Here is a 15,130-nt window from a genome sequence, read left to right on the forward strand (position 1 = left end):
CCCAAATCCTGGTAATGCGTGCAACCGGACGCGGGGTCTCGTGGCCCGGCGGCCTACCCCTGCGGCGTCCTCATGGTGTTTGAGTGAACACCGCGACCGTGCGGGCGGGCACGGCCAGTGTGCCGGTCGCCGGATCCGCCGACGCCTGCCGGACCACCGGGTCGTCCGACGCCGCCTGCACGGGGTGGAGCGCGACACGGGCGCCCTTCAGCGCGGGAACGGCAGGTGCGGCGGTCTTCCCGGTGGCGTTGAACACCACGTAGATCGCCTGGTTCTCGGGATCGACGCCGGTGGCGTCGATGCGCATGACGATCACGCCGGGGGCGCCGGACGGCGGGAAGGAGACCCGCCTGCCGATCTCCGCGGCGGAGCCCAGCGAGAAGGCGGGGGAGGAGCGGCGGATGCGCAGGAGCTCGCCGAACCTCGCCCGGGCCGCTCCGATCGCCGCGCAGCCGGGCCGCAGCGCGGGGTCGGCCAGCAGGGGCCGCGCGTACGGCCAGCGGGCCTCGTTGTCCTTCGCGGGCGGCAGGCCGCCGCCGAAACCGTTCCCCTGTGCTGATTCGGGCCCTTCGGGGCGGCAGTCCCACAGCAGGCGGTTGAACCAGTCGCCCGAGTCGTAGGAGTTGCGGTCGAGCGACTTGGACCGCAGCCGCTCGCTGCCGGCGTGGACGAACGCGGTGCCCTGCCCGAGCAGGACCGTCGCCAGCGACAGCGACTGCATCCTGACCCGGTCGGCCATCGGGGTGTCCTTCGGCAGCTTGAAGGCGAGCGCGTCGAACAGCGTCTCGTTGTCGTGGGCGTCCACGTAGGTCACCGTGTCGCCGGGCGCGGCGGCGTACCCGGCGGGGCCGCCGTTGTAGCCGACCTCCGACCCCTTCACGGGCGTGCCGGACGACCCCGTGAAGGTGAAGTCGCGCAGGTTGCCCGCCAGTCCGAGCTTCACCAGGTCCTCGTGGTGCGCGAGCCGGTCGCCGGGCTCGTCGCCCAGGCCGGAGCCGAAGCCCCGGACGCCCGGGTCCGCGTCGAACGGCGTGCCGCCGCGCACCGCGTCGCGCAGCCGGTCGCTGAAGGTGCCGATCCCGGTGCCCGCCATGTTGGCCTGGGTGGCCTGCTCGAACCGGGCGCCGTCGGCCACCTCGCCGAAGTTCCAGCCCTCGCCGTACAGAATGATCGACTTGCCGTCCACGCCGTCCTTCCCGGGCGTGAGCGCGTCGAGGGCCTCGCGCACGGCCAGGATGTTCGCCTTCGGGTGGTGGCCCATCAGGTCGAACCGGAACCCGTCGACCTTGTACTCCCTCGCCCACGTGACGATCGAGTCGACGACGAGCCGGCCCATCATCGCGTGCTCCGGGGCGGTGTTCGCGCAGCAGGTGGAGGCGGCCACCGTGCCGTCGTCCATGAGCCGGTGGTAGTAGCCGGGGACGACGCGGTCGAGCACGCTGGTGGGCTCCTGCCCGGCGGCGTGGGTGTGGTTGTAGACGACGTCCATGACCACCCGCAGGCCCGCGCCGTTCAGCCCCGCGACCATCTCGCGGAACTCCTTGATCCTCCGGTCCGGGTCGGTCGCGTACGAGCCCTCGGGCACGGTGTGGTGCAGGGGATCGTAGCCCCAGTTGAACGAGTCCTTCGCGGCGGTCTCCGCGATGCACGCCTGCTGCCGGTCGGAGTCCGGCGGCAGCGCGGCCAGGTCGCAGCGGGGCTCGGTGCGATCGGCCTTCCGGTCGGGCACGGTGGCGAAGTCGAAGACCGGCAGCAGGTGGACGTGGGTCAGCCCGTCCTCAGCCAGCCTCCGCAGCTCGGTCATCCCGGCGCTGCCGGTCTGGGTGAACGCCTTGTACGTGCCGCGCTCGGCGGCCGGCACGGTGGCGTCGGAGGCCGAGAAGTCGCGCACGTGCAGTTCGTAGATCGTCGCCTGGTCCTGGCGCACCGCCGGGGGCTTCTTCAGCGCCGTCCACCCTTGGGGCCGCAGCGACGCGTCGTCCAGGTCGACGATCTGGCTGCGCCCCGAGCCCGCCGAGACCGACAGGCTGTAGGGGTCGGTCACCTCGTTGGTCACGATCTTCCCGGCGGCCGGAGCGTAGACGGTGACGAGGTAGGTGTAGTGCCTGCCCCGCCACGACTCCGGGCCGTCGGCCGACCACACGCCCGTCGCGTCGTCCCTGCGCATCCGGTGGACCGTCCTGCGATCGGTGGACGGGCCGTCGTAGAGGGCCAGCTCGACCTGCCGCGCGGTCGGCGCCCACACCGCGAGTCCGCCGCCGCCGGTGGGGCCGAGCGGGACCGTCGCGGCCCCGGAGTACAGGTCGTCGAGCACGCCGGGGATCTGCACGCCCGTGGCGGTCAGCAGCGCGCCCGACGGCCCGCGCTCGATCGCCACGACCTGGCCGCGCAGCGCGTCGCGGACGAGGCCGGCGTCGCGCGGGTCCACCGTCAGCGCGCCGTACGCCCCGCCGGGAGACGCGAGGTGCGGCCAGGCGGCCTTCTGGGCGTCGCTGAGCCGTCCGGGCCCGTCGGGGGCAGGCGTCAGGCGGATGAGACGGACGTCCCCGGTCAGGTCGCCCCTGTCGTAGCCGATGTCACCCCGGGGCGAATAGGCCAGCGCGTACTGGTTCGCCGCGGTGACCGCGCCCTTCCAGGCGACGGTGTCGCGGTCGATCCACTGGGCCGTGGCCCTGGACAGGCCGGCGTCCGCTCCGGTGGCCGCGGGCTGCGGCGGCAGGTTTCCGTCCACACCTGACAGTTTCCACACATCGTGGCCGGTCACGCCGGGATCTGACGGCCTTGTACGGTGAGCGGGGTGCCCTCGGGGCACGCCGGTGCGGCCGCCGGCCTCGCCGGCTCGTGCAAGGCTTTGCCGCAACTTCCAGAAAGGTTGCCGCCATTTCGCGACCCACCGCCGTAACGGGCGCGAAACGTGTGTCCGACACTGTTGGTGTCGCACGAGAAGGAGGTGGTGGGGATGCTGCTGCGGCTGCGGGTCTCGCTCCCCGACCGGCCCGGGGTGCTCGGCCAGGTGGCGCGCGCTTTCGGGGTGATGGGCGCGGACATCCTGCAGGTCACCGTGCTGGAGCGGCAGGCGGGCCGTGCGGTCGACGACTTCACCGTCTCCTGGTCGGGCGTCTTCGAGCCCGGCGAGCTGCGCGAGCGCATCGGCGTGGTGCCCGGCACGCGGGTGGAGGCCGTGTGGCCGACGCGGGAGGCGCCCGGATCGACCCCCGACTACGACCTGCTCCGGCACGTCGCCGCCGACCCCGACCGGGCGTACGTCACCCTCGTCGACGCGGTGCCCGACCTGGTCAGCGCCGAGTGGGCGGTGGCGGTCGACTCGGCCGACGGCACGATCGTCCACGGAAGCTGGCAGGCCCCCGAGAGCGTGCCCGCGGCCGACCTCACCCCGCTGCGCGCCTCGGCGTTCGAGGAGGGCGGGCTGCACCTGACGAGCGTGCCGATGGACGGCGTCCACCTGGTGGTGGCGCGTTCCCAGGGGCCGGCGTTCCACCGGGCGGAGCTGGACAAGATCGTCCGCCTGGTGGGGATCGTCTCCGTGCTGGCCGGTGGCGTCAGCCGTACCGCGTGACCGTCCTGCCGGACCGGCCTACCGGCGCGGCGGGTCGATGCGGGTGCCGTCCATGGTGAACAGCATGAGCCGGGAGACGTCGACGGCGACCCGGCCGGCGTCGCCCGCGCGCCATACGGGCCGGTTGCCGAGCCTGACGATCAGGTCCGCGCGGCGGTGCGTGCCCGACTGCGCGAGGGCCGGCTGCGGCTCCTCCTCCTCCGCGGGGGCCGAGCCGTTCAGCAGGCGGCGCATCATCGACCGCGCCTTGCCGCCGCCTCCGGTGCCGTTCAGCTGGCGGCGGTCCGGCGGTTCGGGCACGTTGACGGCCGGGATCCCGGCCTCCAGGTAGGCGAGCCACTCGTGACCGTGATACTCCAGCGTCCTGACCCGGCCGAAGAACGTCGGGCCCTCCGTCCGCTCCGGCACCGGCACAAGCCCGTCGGGCCGGATCCCCACGATGATCTGCGTGCCGGTGTGCTGCGACACCGCGTACGCCCGTGGATCGGTCCAGGGCATGGTGATCTGATGAGGGCCGAAGTCCAGCATGATGAACTGGTTCTGCGGGGTGCGCACGGTCGCCGCGAGCAGGTTGAGCTGCTGGGAGTTCAGGAACGCGGCGGTGAACGCGGTCGCGGGGTCGTTGTAGACCTGCGCCGGGGTGCCGATGTCCTGCAGCACGCCCCGGTTCATGATGGCGATGCGGTCGGCCAGGGTGAGGGCCTCGACCTGGTCGTGCGTCACGTAGATGGTGGTGACGCCGAGGGCGCGCACCAGCGACGAGATCTCCATGCGCAGTTCGGTGCGCATGCCGGCGTCCAGGTTGGACAGCGGCTCGTCCATCAGGAACAGGGAGGGCTGGCGCACGATCGCGCGGCCCATCGCGACGCGCTGACGCTGGCCGCCGGACAGCGTGCCCGGCCGCCGGTCGAGCGTCTCGTCGATGTGCAGCGCGCGCGACAGCTCGACGACCCGCTGCTTGACCATCGTGGGGTCCGCCTTGGCGATCTCCAGCGGGAACGACAGGTTGCCGCGTACCGTCCGGTGGGGATACAGGGCGCCGTTCTGGAAGACCATCGCGACGTCCCGGTCCCGGGGCGCGAGGTTGTTGGCGAGCTGCCCGCCCAGCCACAGGTCGCCGGAGGTGATCTCCTCCAGGCCCGCGATCATGCGTAGCAGTGTGGACTTCCCGCAGCCCGACGGCCCGAGCAGGACGAGGAGTTCACCCTCTTCCGCGCGCAGGTTCATACGGTCAACCGCGAGGTACCCCCCCGGGTAAATCTTCGTCACGTTGTCGAGGACGACGGTGCTCATGCGCGCTCGTTCCTCCCGGGCAGGCACGCCCGGATCCCCAGCCTTCGGTGTGAATGATGAGGTAGTACATCGCGTCGTAGGCACTCGTGTCCATACGTGTCGTGAAAGATCCGGCATCTACGTGCAACTTCTCGTTACTGGGAACTTTCCCCTTGCTAAAGGCGGCTGTCAGGGTCGCGCCATGACCTCCCCACGCCCCTTTCTGGGGCGTCAAATGTAACGAAATTACGGAAAGTTTCTGAAAGGCCTTTCATCCCGTTCGCACCCCTGTTACGTTCCGCTCAAATCCCCCCTGAGCAAGGAGTGCGACGCTGATGAGGCGACTCCTCACGTCCGCGGCGGTGGCCGCGGCGCTCGCGGACTTCGCGGCCGAACACCCGAGGATCAAGGTCGGCGATGTCAACGTGCCGTTCGCCTGGCTCGGCTGTCTCGCGCCGTTCGGCGGCACGTACAACGGCAGGTCATACGGCGTGCCGCAGGTGACGCACACCTTCGGGCTCCTGTACAACAAGGAACTACTGAAGAAAGCGGGCTACGACGAGCCTCCGGCGACGATGGCCGACCTCAAGAAGGCGGCGCTCGACGTCAGGTCGAAGACCGGAGCGGGCGGCCTCGCCCTGAACGTGGACGCCTACTTCCTGCTTCCGTTCATCTGTGGCGAGGGCGGCGACTTCGTCGACGTCCGGAACAAGAAGATCACGATTTCGTCTCCGCAGGCACTGGCGGGGGTGAAGATCGTCGAGGATCTGATCACGTCGGGCGCCGCCGTCAAGCCGGCGCTGCAGGACAGCTACACGAACGCCGAGACGGCGTTCATGACGGGCGACGACACGTACACGCTCGAGGTCGGCCTGAGCCGGTTCGTCGGCCGGCACAAGGCGGAGTGGGGCCTGCTCACGGCCTCGTCGGTGCTGATCGCCATCCCGGCGGCCGCCGTCTTCCTGCTCGTCCGGCGCCACCTCGTCACCGGTCTGACGGCCGGCGCGACGAAGGCGTGACCTCATATGAGAATCGGGGGATCCCAATGACCGAACTCGCCGTCCAGCCGTCCGCGGTCACGACCAGGTGGTGGCGCGACGCGGTGATCTACCAGGTGTACGTCCGCAGCTTCGCGGACGGCAACGGCGACGGGATCGGCGACCTGCTCGGCGTGCGCAGCCGCCTGCGGTACCTGGCCGACCTGGGCGTGGACGCGATCTGGCTGACGCCGTTCTACCCCTCGCCGATGGCCGACTTCGGATACGACGTGGCCGACTACCGCGACGTCGATCCGCTCTTCGGCTCGCTGGCGGACGCCCAGGCGCTGATCGCGGACGCCCACCGGCTGGGCCTGCGGGTCATCGTGGACGTGGTGCCCAACCACACCTCCGACCGCCACCCCTGGTTCGAGGCGGCGCTGCGGGCCGGGCCGGACGGCCCCGCGCGGGAGCGCTACGTCTTCCGGGAGGGCAAGGGCGCGGCGGGCGAGCTGCCGCCCAACGACTGGGAGTCGATCTTCGGCGGGCCCGCCTGGACCCGGGTCGAGGACGGCCAGTGGTACCTGCACCTGTTCGCGAGCGAGCAGCCGGACCTCAATTGGGAGCACCCGGAGGTGCACGAGGAGTTCGCCGACGTGCTGCGGTTCTGGCTCGACCTCGGCGTGGACGGCTTCCGGATCGACGTGGCGCACGGCATGGTCAAGGCGCCGGGCCTGCCCGACGTCGGGGCCTCGGGCCAGGCCGAGATGATCGGCGCGCAGGTCGTGCCGTTCTTCGACCAGGACGGCGTGCACGAGATCCACCGGACGTGGCGCCGCATCCTCGACTCCTACGAGGGCGAGCGGATCGGGGTGGCCGAGGCGTGGGCGCCCTCGCCCGAGCGGCTGGCCAACTACGTCCGCCCCGACGAGCTGCACCAGGCGTTCAACTTCCACTTCCTCAAGACGCCCTGGGACGCGGCGCGCTTCCGGGAGGTCATCGACGAGTCGGTGCGCACGTCGGCGCTGGTGGGCGCGCCCCCGACCTGGGTGCTGTCCAACCACGACGTCAAGCGGCACGTCACCCGCTACGGCGGCGGCGAGCGGGGCCTGCGCAGGGCGCGGGCGGCGGCGCTGCTCATGCTGGCGCTGCCCGGTTCGGCCTACGTCTACCAGGGCGAGGAGCTGGGGCTGCCCGAGGTGCTCGACCTGCCCGAGCGGTACCTGCAGGACCCGCAGCGGCTGCGCGACCCCGACAGCGGGCGCGACGGCTGCCGGGTGCCGCTCCCGTGGACCGTCGCGGGCGAGCCGCCGTACGGCTTCGCCCCGCCGGGAATCTACGAGAGCTGGCTGCCGATGCCGGCCGACTGGCGCGACCTGTCGGTGGAGGCCCAGCTGCGGGACGGCGCGTCGATGCTCAGCCTCTACCGGACCGCCCTCACCCTGAGGCGGGAGCGCCCGGAGCTGGGCGACGGCACCCTGACCTGGACCGGCAGCCCGGCCGGGACGCTCGCGTTCCGCCGCGGCGACGCGTTCGTCTGCGTGCTCAACATGACGCCCGAGTGGGTGGAGATGGAGATGCCGGGCGACCTGCTGCTGGCCAGCGGAGGACCGGAAACCGCCGGCGACGTCGTCCGCCTCGCTCCCGATTCCGCCACCTGGTGGTCCGCGAGAGATGTCTAAAGTGACGCTCATGAACAACACACGGCTCGCCGACATCGCCGCCCAGGCCGGAGTCAGCGAGGCGACGGTGAGCCGTGTGCTCAACGGCAAGGCGGGGGTCTCCCCGGCCACCCGCCAGGCGGTGCTGACCGCCCTCGACCTGATGGGCTACGAGCGGCCCCAGCGGCTGCGCCGGCGCAGCAACGGCCTGATCGGCCTGGTGATCCCGGAGCTCGGCAATCCGATCTTCCCGGCGTTCGCGCAGGCGATGGAGAAGTCGCTGGTCCAGCACGGCTACACGCCGATCCTGTGCACGCAGGAGCCCGGCGGCGCCCCCGAGGACGAGTTCACCGAGATGCTCCTCGACCGGGGAGTGTCCGGCATCGTCTTCGTCTCCGGTCTGCACGCCGACACCACCGCGCGGATGGACCGTTACACCCGGCTCACCGACCGGGGGCTGCCGATCGTGCTGGTCGACGGCTACAACGAGGCCGTCCCGGTGCCGTTCATCTCGCCCGACGACCGGCTCGCCGCCCGCCTGGCCGTGCGGCACCTGGTGGACCTCGGGCACGAGCGCATCGGCCTCGCGCTGGGGCAGCGGCGCTTCGTCCCGGTAATCCGCAAGATCGAGGGCTTCCGTCAGGCGATGGCGCAGCTGCTCGGCCCGGCCGACGTCGACGACCTCATCCAGCACTCGCTGTTCTCCGTCGAGGGCGGGCAGGCCGCCGCCGCGGCACTGCTCGACCGCGGCTGCACCGGGATCTTCTGCGCGAGCGACATCATGGCGCTCGGCGCGATCCGCGCCGCCCGCGAGCGCGGGCTGTCGGTGCCCGGGGACGTGTCGGTCGTGGGGTTCGACGACTCGCCGCTGATGGCGTTCACCGACCCGCCGCTGACGACCGTGCGCAAGCCGATCGGCGCGATGGCGGCCGCCGCCGTCGAGACCCTGCTCGAGGAGATCGGCGGCACTCCCGCCAAGCACGTCGAGCTGGTCTACCGGCCCGAGCTCGTGGTGCGCGGCTCCACCGGCTCGGGCCCGCTGGTCAACCGCTGAGACGACGCCGGGCCCGCCACCGCGGGTGAGCGGTCGCGGGCCCGGCACCCATGGACGTTCCCGGGTCGCGGGCACGAGCATGGCCACCGGCTCCGCCGAGGGAGGAAGGACGGACCGGCGAGCTGGGAGAACTCAGGGCGCGCCTACGGGCGCGGCGCGAGGGGAGCGCCTATGGACGCAGCGCGGCGGCCTCGGCCGCGAGTTTCTCGATCCTGGCGAAGTCGCCCGCCGTCACCAGGCTGCGCGGCGTGAGCCAGCTTCCGCCGACGCTGCCGACGTTGGGCAGGGCGAGGTAGGCCGGCGCGGTCGACGGGGTGATCCCGCCCGTGGGGCAGAACCGCACGTCGGGCAGCGGGCCGCTCAGCGACTTCAGGTACGCGACGCCGCCGGCCGGCTCGGCCGGGAAGAACTTGAGCTCGCGCACCCCGCGCTCGGCCAGCGTCATGGCCTCGGTGGCCGTGGCGACGCCCGGCAGGAACGGCACACCCCCGGCGATCATGGCCGCGAGCAGGCCCGGCGTGGTGCCGGGGGAGACGAGGAAACGGGCGCCCGCCTCGGTGGCGGCCTCCACGTCGCCGGGCGAGCGCACGGTGCCCGCGCCGACCACGGCCTCCGGCACCTCGGCGGCGATCCGCCGGATCGCGTCGAGGGCGACCGGAGTGCGCAGCGTGACCTCGATGACCGGCAGCCCGCCCGCCACCAGGGCCCGGGCGAGGGGGACGGCGCTTTCGGCGTCGTCGAGGACGACCACCGGGATGACCGGCGCGAGGTCGAGAAGGTTGCTCATCAGTTACCTCCGAAGAGATCCCCGCCTTTGGCCGGGGGAGGAATAGGTACCCTGCGGGCAGGGCAGGCATGGGCGGATGTCACGCCAGCTCCACATCGGGGTTTCGCTGGGCGAGCCAGGCGGCCGCGCCCGTCAGCGCGGGCTGCTCGGCGGTGATCAGAACGGTGGCGATCCCGGCGGCGTACTCCGTCAGCGCCGGCGCGGTCGTCTCGAAGCGGGCCCGGAACGCGCTGCCGGGGATCCGCGAGATCAGGCGGGGAAGCACGCCGCCACCCAGGTACACTCCGCCCCGCGCGCCGAGGGTGAGCGCCACGCCGCCGGCGAAACCGCCGAGCAGGGCGAGGAAGACCTCCACGGTCTCCACGCACAGCGGGTCGTCCGAGGAGGTGATCTGTGCCGCCGTCATCTGGGCCGCCGTCAGCCCGCTCGTCGTGCGGGCCTCGGCCGTGACGCCCCGCACGAGCGCGAGCCCGCGGTGCAGGCGCGGCAGCCCCGTGCCCGACAGCAGGTGCTCGGCGTCCACGTACGGCATGCCGTCGGCGTGCAGCGCCCGGACGATCTCCATCTCCAGGTCCGTGACGACGGGAACCGCCACGTGCCCGCCCTCGCCGGGCACCGGCTGCCAGCCCTCCCGTACGGGCACGAGACCGGCCACTCCGAGACCCGTGCCGGGTCCGAGCACGGCCTTCGTCAGGCCGGCGGCCGGCGGCGGCCCGCCGAGCGGCACGAGATCGTCCCCCGCCAGATGCGGCAGCGAGATCGCCAGCGCCTCGAAGTCGTTGAGCAGCACCGTTCGCGGGATGCCGAGTTCCTTCACCGACCCCGACCACCCCGCGTTCGTCAGCCGGTACCGGTCGTCTTCGACCGGACCGGCGATCGCCAGGCACGCGGCCCCCGGCCGAACTCCGCCCGCATGGTCTGCGAGATAGGCGGCTACGGCATCGGCAAGGCCGAGATGCTGGGAAACGTCGAGTACGGCTACCGCCTCCGGCTGCCCTCCGGGTCGGGTCACCAAACCGAACCTGGCGTTGGTTCCGCCGATGTCCGCGACCAGCCAGGGAAGGCTCACGCGGCACCTCCGAAGACGCTCGCCCCGCGCTCGGCCGGGCCGACCGTGCGGCGGAAGGAGGCGAACAGCTCGCGGCCGGTGCCGGCCCACTGCTCGTCGGTCAGCGGGGCGCCCCCCGGCGTACGGCCGGTGAGGTCGGCCAGCACGGTGAGCGTCCCGGCGGCCGAGTCGAGGCGGATCACGTCGCCGTCGCGCACCAGCGCGATCGGCCCGCCGTCGGCGGCCTCGGGGGACAGGTGGATCGCCGCGGGGACCTTCCCCGAGGCGCCGGACATGCGGCCGTCGGTGACGATGGCCACCTGCTGGCCGCGGTCGAGCAGGACGGCCAGCGGTGGGGTGAGCTTGTGCAGCTCCGGCATGCCGTTGGCCTGGGGGCCCTGGTAGCGGACGACCGCGACGAAGTCCTGCCCGTCGAGCTCGCCCCGCTCGAACGCGGTGAGCAGGTCGAGCTGGTCGTCGAACACCTTGGCGGGGGCCTCGATCACCAGGTGCGCGGGCTTGACGGCGGAGACCTTGCTCACGGCCCGGCCCAGGTTGCCCGACAGCATGTGGATGCCCCCGTCGGGGGAGAACGGCTCGGCGACCGGCCGCAGGACCTCGGTGTCGGCGCTGGGCTCTGTCCGCTCCTGCCACACCAGCGCGCCCTCCTTGAGCGCCGGTGCCGATCGGTAGAGGGCGAGGCCGCGCCCGGCGACCGTGAGCACGTCCTCGTGGAGCAGCCCGGCGTCCAGCAGGTCGCCGATGAACACCGGCATGCCGCCTGCGGCCTGGAAGTGGTTCACGTCCGCCTGGCCGTTGGGGTACATGCGGGTGATCAGCGGCACGACCTTGGACAGGGCCGCCATGTCGTCCCAGGTCAGCTCGATGCCGGCGGCCGCCGCCATGGCCACCAGGTGCATGGTGTGGTTGGTGGAGCCGCCGGAGGCGAGCAGCGCGACGACCGCGTTGACGATCGCCTTCTCGTCCACGATCTCGGCGACGGGCGTGTACTCCGCGCCGTGCGGGGTGATCTCGACCGCCCGCCGGGCCGCCGCCCCGGTCAGCGCGTGCCGCAGCTCGGTGTGCGGGTTGACGAACGTCGCCCCCGGCAGGTGGAGGCCCATGACCTCCATGAGGAGCTGGTTGGAGTTGGCGGTGCCGTAGAACGTGCAGGTGCCGGGGGAGTGGTAGGACGCCGCCTCGGCGTCGAGCATCTCCAGGCGGCCGATCTTGCCTTCGGCGAAGGACTGCCGCGCCCTGGCCTTGACCTTGTTGGGCAGGCCCGAGGTCATCGGCCCGGCGGGGACGAATATCGCCGGTAAGTGCCCGAAGTGCAGGGCGCCGATGAGCAGTCCCGGGACGATCTTGTCGCAGACCCCGAGCAGCAGGGTCGCGTCGAACATGTCGTGCGACAGCGCGATCGCGGTCGCCATCGCGATCACGTCGCGGCTGTAGAGCGACAGCTCCATGCCCGCCCGGCCCTGGGTGACGCCGTCGCACATCGCGGGCACGCCGCCCGCCACCTGCGCCACGCCGCCGGCCTCCCGGACCGCCCGCTTCAGCTCCGGCGGGTAGGTCTCGTACGGCTGGTGCGCCGACAGCATGTCGTTGTACGACGTCACGATGGCCACGCCCGGCTTCGCCGTACCGCGCAGATCGAGCTTGTCCTCGGCCGGCGCGGCGGCGAAGCCGTGGGCGAGGTTGGCGCAGCCGAGCCGCCCCCGGGCCGGCCCCCGCTCACGCAGTTCGGCCCCGGCGCGGCGCACCCGCTTCAGGTAGGCTCCGCGGCTTTCGCGGCTCCGCGCGACCACGCGATCAGTGACCTCGGTGATAACGGGGTTCGTCACGGAAGGTCCTCCTCCTGCCGGGGCCGCCGTGAGGCGGGGTCCAACGCGTCCCGGGGCTGTCGCCTCGGGACGTGTGCCCGGCGTGACGTCCGGTCCCCTTCAGTGGATCGGGCACCAGGTGTCGATCGGGCACGGATGGGACAGTATCCGGAAGTTATGCGACTTTTCAAGCTCACTTATGTAACTCAAAATGAATAAGTCATTGAACTTAGGTGAGCTTCTGTGCTTCACTTACGCTCGATGTCACGTCTAGCCACCACCGGTGAGGTCCTCCAGCTCATCCGGAGCGGGGAGGCGGTGACGCGTGCCGACATCGGTCGTGTGACGGGCCTGTCCCGCCCCGCCGTCGCGCATCGCGTCGCCGATCTCCTCCAGCGCGGGCTGATCCTGGAGGACGCCGACGGGCCGTCCACCGGAGGCCGCCCGCCCATGCGGCTGCGCTTCGCCGCCTCCGGGGGAGTCGTCCCGGTGGCCTCGCTCGGCGCCCGCCGCACCCAGATCGCGCTGTGCGACCTCGCGGGCGAGGTGCTGCAGCGCACCGACCTGGACATCGACGTCGAGGAGGGGCCGGACGTGGTCCTGCCCCTGCTCATGGACACCTGGGAGAAGCTGCTCGACGGGCGCGACGACGTCGTCGGCATCGGGCTGGGCGTGCCGGCGACGGTGGAGTTCGCCGCCGGACGGGTCGAGAGCGCCCGCGTGATGGCCAGCTGGACCGGCGTGGTGATCCCGCCGATCATCGCCGAGCGGTTCCGCGTGCCGGTGCTCGTGGACAACGACGTGAACGTCATCGCGATGGGCGAGCACCGGGTCGTCTACGCCGCCGAACTCGACGACCTGCTGTTCGTGAAGGTCTCCACCCGGATCGGTGCGGGAGTGATCTCCGGCGGCGGCATCCTGCGCGGCGCGCTCGGCGCGGCCGGGGAGATGGGGCACATCCCCGTGCGGGACGGCGGGGGCGTGCTGTGCCGCTGCGGCAACCTCGACTGCGTCGACTCGGTCGCCAGCGGCACCGCGATCCTGCGCGACCTGCGGGCCAAGGGCCGTGACGTGACGTCGCTCGCCGACGTGACCGCCCTGGTCCGGGCCGGCGACGCGGAGACCATGGCCGTGGTGCGCCAGGCCGGTCGCTGGCTGGGCGAGGTCATCTCCGGCGCGGTCAACCTGCTCAACCCCGCCGTCGTGGTCCTCGGCGGCGACGTCGCCGAGATGTTCCAGCCGCTGGTGTCGGGCGTGCGCGAGGTCGTCTACCGGCGCTCCACCCAGCTCGCGACCCGCAGCCTGCGGATCGAGCGCAGCCGCCTCGGGCCCGGCGCGGGCATCACCGGGTGCGCACTCATGGTCCTCGACCACGTCCTGTCGGCCCGGGCCGTCGACGCCGCCGCCCGCTGACAAGCGCCTCGTACGACGCGGTCACGGGCGGACGGCCGCCAGGTCGACCTGCCGCAGCCGTCCGGGATCGCGGTGGCACTAGGCTCTGTGCCGATCTTCCATGTCCCCCAGGAGTCCTTCGTGCGTGAACGTGTCCGTCGCCTGCTCGAGTCGCGGCGGTTCCAGCAGTCGATCACCGTGGGGATCCTCTTCAACGCGGCCACGCTGGGCGTCGAGACCTCCGCCGAGGCGGTCGCCCGGTACGGCACGGAACTGCACGTCGCCGACCATGTCGCCCTGTACGTCTTCGTGGCGGAGATCCTGGCCAAGATCTACGTCTACGGGTGGCGGTTCCTCCGCGACGCCTGGAACGTCTTCGACCTGCTGATCATCGGCTTCTCGTTCCTCCCCACGGCGGGCGGCCTGTCGGTGCTGCGGGCTCTGCGCGTCCTGCGGGCGCTGCGGCTGATCTCGGTGGTGCCGTCGCTGCGGCGGGTGGTCTCCGCGCTGCTCACCGCGATCCCCGGGATGACCTCGATCGTCGTCCTGCTCGGCCTCGTCCTGTACGTCGCCGCCGTCATGGGCACCAAGCTGTACGGCGCCGCGGCGCCCGACTACTTCGGCGACCTTCCCACGTCGCTCTACACGTTGTTCCAGGTCATGACGGGCGACGGCTGGTCGGAGATCAACCGGCAGTTGATGGAGAGTCATCCCTCGTCGTGGATCTACTTTGTCGTGTTCGTGCTGATCTGCACCTTCGTCGTCCTGAACCTCTTCATTGCGGTCGTGGTGAGCGCGATGGAGGAGGAGGCCAGGGACGACCGCTCGACGCTCGCCGAGCTGTCGGCCCTGCGCGAGGAGATCAGGAGCCTGCGCGAGAGCCTGGGTGATGATCGTCGCTTGGTAAACTCCGCGCATGCGGCTTCCGACGGACGCTGAGATCCGTGCCCTGCACGTGAAACACGCGCCCACGGAGGAAGCGTTCGAGCTCGTGCACACGCACTGTCAGATCGTCTGCGCGATCGCCCTGCGACTGGCCGACCGCGCCGGGCTCGGCGTCGACGCCGAGTTGGTGCGGGCCGGAAGCCTGCTGCACGACATCGGGGTCTACCCGCTCTACGGCGAGGACGGACGGCTCGACCACGCGGGCTACGTGCGCCACGGGATCCTCGGCCACGAACTGCTCCGCGCGGAGGGCCTGCCCGAGATCCTGTGCCGGTTCTGCTCTCACCACACGGGTGTGGGGATCAGCCGGGAGGACGTGCTGCGGCAGGGCCTGCCGCTGCCGCCCCGCGACTATCTCGCGGAGTCGGCCGAGGAAGAGCTCGTGATGTACGCCGACAAGTTCCACAGCAAGACCGATCCGCCGAGATTCGTCACCGCCGGCGCCTACGCGGCCCACGTCCGCCGGTACGGCGACGACAAGGCCGAGGCGTTCGCGTCCATGTGCGCGGCCTTCGGCGTCCCCGACCTGCGGCCGCTCGCCGCCGCATACGGCCACGAGATCGTGTGACCGGCGACCGGCGACCGGCGACC

The 15,130-nt window shown here is 71.9% G+C and carries 12 protein-coding genes; 7 read left to right on the forward strand and 5 right to left on the reverse strand.

The window, feature by feature from the left end; translation table 11 throughout:
- Positions 1-70: 70 nt before the first annotated feature.
- Positions 71-2,731, reverse strand: coding sequence for a pullulanase-type alpha-1,6-glucosidase (gene pulA / locus FLX07_RS21750; RefSeq protein ID WP_229689859.1), 2,661 nt, complete (start codon positions 2,729-2,731; stop codon positions 71-73).
- Between the two features lie 201 nt (positions 2,732-2,932).
- Here pulA and FLX07_RS21755 point away from each other — a divergent pair, with 201 nt between their 5' ends.
- Entirely contained in the window at positions 2,933-3,577 is a 645-nt protein-coding gene (locus tag FLX07_RS21755) for an ACT domain-containing protein (RefSeq protein ID WP_229689858.1), read from the forward strand.
- A gap of 18 nt (positions 3,578-3,595) precedes the next feature.
- On the opposite strand, the gene FLX07_RS21760 is transcribed toward FLX07_RS21755, so the two are convergent.
- The gene (locus FLX07_RS21760; protein WP_142572780.1) at positions 3,596-4,870 is read right to left on the reverse strand and encodes an ABC transporter ATP-binding protein; all 1,275 of its coding nucleotides are present in this window, start codon (positions 4,868-4,870) and stop codon (positions 3,596-3,598) included.
- Between the two features lie 314 nt (positions 4,871-5,184).
- On the opposite strand from FLX07_RS21760, the gene FLX07_RS21765 reads away from it, so the two are divergent.
- The 3 genes from FLX07_RS21765 to FLX07_RS21775 are packed head-to-tail and all read left to right on the forward strand — an operon-like array spanning position 5,185 to position 8,541.
- Positions 5,185-5,868 (forward strand): extracellular solute-binding protein, encoded by a 684-nt coding sequence (locus tag FLX07_RS21765; RefSeq protein WP_189105035.1) that lies wholly within the window; start codon positions 5,185-5,187, stop codon positions 5,866-5,868.
- A 26-nt stretch (positions 5,869-5,894) separates the two neighbouring features.
- Positions 5,895-7,508 (forward strand): glycoside hydrolase family 13 protein, encoded by a 1,614-nt coding sequence (locus FLX07_RS21770; RefSeq protein ID WP_142572782.1) that lies wholly within the window; start codon positions 5,895-5,897, stop codon positions 7,506-7,508.
- A 10-nt stretch (positions 7,509-7,518) separates the two neighbouring features.
- Positions 7,519-8,541: a LacI family DNA-binding transcriptional regulator gene (locus tag FLX07_RS21775; RefSeq protein WP_142572783.1), complete on the forward strand. Its 1,023-nt coding sequence runs from the start codon at positions 7,519-7,521 to the stop codon at positions 8,539-8,541.
- A gap of 169 nt (positions 8,542-8,710) precedes the next feature.
- Here FLX07_RS21775 and eda read toward each other — a convergent pair whose 3' ends face one another.
- From eda to edd, 3 genes are all read right to left on the reverse strand, one after another.
- Positions 8,711-9,328 (reverse strand): bifunctional 4-hydroxy-2-oxoglutarate aldolase/2-dehydro-3-deoxy-phosphogluconate aldolase, encoded by a 618-nt coding sequence (eda, locus tag FLX07_RS21780; RefSeq protein ID WP_142572785.1) that lies wholly within the window; start codon positions 9,326-9,328, stop codon positions 8,711-8,713.
- Positions 9,329-9,407: 79 nt separating this feature from the next.
- Positions 9,408-10,397: a glucokinase gene (locus tag FLX07_RS21785; protein ID WP_142572787.1), complete on the reverse strand. Its 990-nt coding sequence runs from the start codon at positions 10,395-10,397 to the stop codon at positions 9,408-9,410.
- On the reverse strand, positions 10,394-12,223 hold the full coding sequence (gene edd, locus FLX07_RS21790; protein WP_142572789.1) for a phosphogluconate dehydratase: 1,830 nt from the start codon (positions 12,221-12,223) through the stop codon (positions 10,394-10,396). The genes FLX07_RS21785 and edd overlap by 4 nt, the downstream gene beginning before the upstream one ends.
- Before the next feature lie 240 nt (positions 12,224-12,463).
- Here edd and FLX07_RS21795 point away from each other — a divergent pair, with 240 nt between their 5' ends.
- The 3 genes from FLX07_RS21795 (at position 12,464) to FLX07_RS21805 (ending at position 15,107) form a co-directional block, all read left to right on the forward strand.
- Entirely contained in the window at positions 12,464-13,615 is a 1,152-nt protein-coding gene (locus tag FLX07_RS21795; protein WP_142572792.1) for an ROK family transcriptional regulator, read from the forward strand.
- A 120-nt stretch (positions 13,616-13,735) separates the two neighbouring features.
- On the forward strand, positions 13,736-14,533 hold the full coding sequence (locus FLX07_RS21800) for an ion transporter (protein WP_142572794.1): 798 nt from the start codon (positions 13,736-13,738) through the stop codon (positions 14,531-14,533).
- Positions 14,511-15,107 carry an HD domain-containing protein gene (locus tag FLX07_RS21805; protein WP_142572796.1) on the forward strand — a complete coding sequence of 199 codons (597 nt, stop codon included), beginning with the start codon at positions 14,511-14,513 and terminating at the stop codon, positions 15,105-15,107. The genes FLX07_RS21800 and FLX07_RS21805 overlap by 23 nt, the downstream gene beginning before the upstream one ends.
- The last annotated feature ends 23 nt before the right edge of the window (positions 15,108-15,130 follow it).

The sequence above is a fragment of the Microbispora bryophytorum genome (assembly GCF_006874465.1).
GTDB classification, from domain to species: domain Bacteria; phylum Actinomycetota; class Actinomycetes; order Streptosporangiales; family Streptosporangiaceae; genus Microbispora; species Microbispora bryophytorum.

Bases quoted from the DNA above. Each gene is read 5' to 3' on its own strand.
- eda (WP_142572785.1), bottom strand. From the start codon at position 9,328: ATGAGCAACCTTCTCGACCTCGCGCCGGTCATCCCGGTGGTCGTCCTC.
- FLX07_RS21770 (WP_142572782.1), top strand. From the start codon at position 5,895: ATGACCGAACTCGCCGTCCAGCCGTCCGCGGTCACGACCAGGTGGTGG.
- FLX07_RS21765 (WP_189105035.1), top strand. From the start codon at position 5,185: ATGAGGCGACTCCTCACGTCCGCGGCGGTGGCCGCGGCGCTCGCGGAC.
- FLX07_RS21795 (WP_142572792.1), top strand. From the start codon at position 12,464: ATGTCACGTCTAGCCACCACCGGTGAGGTCCTCCAGCTCATCCGGAGC.
- FLX07_RS21775 (WP_142572783.1), top strand. From the start codon at position 7,519: ATGAACAACACACGGCTCGCCGACATCGCCGCCCAGGCCGGAGTCAGC.
- FLX07_RS21760 (WP_142572780.1), bottom strand. From the start codon at position 4,870: ATGAGCACCGTCGTCCTCGACAACGTGACGAAGATTTACCCGGGGGGG.
- FLX07_RS21805 (WP_142572796.1), top strand. From the start codon at position 14,511: ATGCGGCTTCCGACGGACGCTGAGATCCGTGCCCTGCACGTGAAACAC.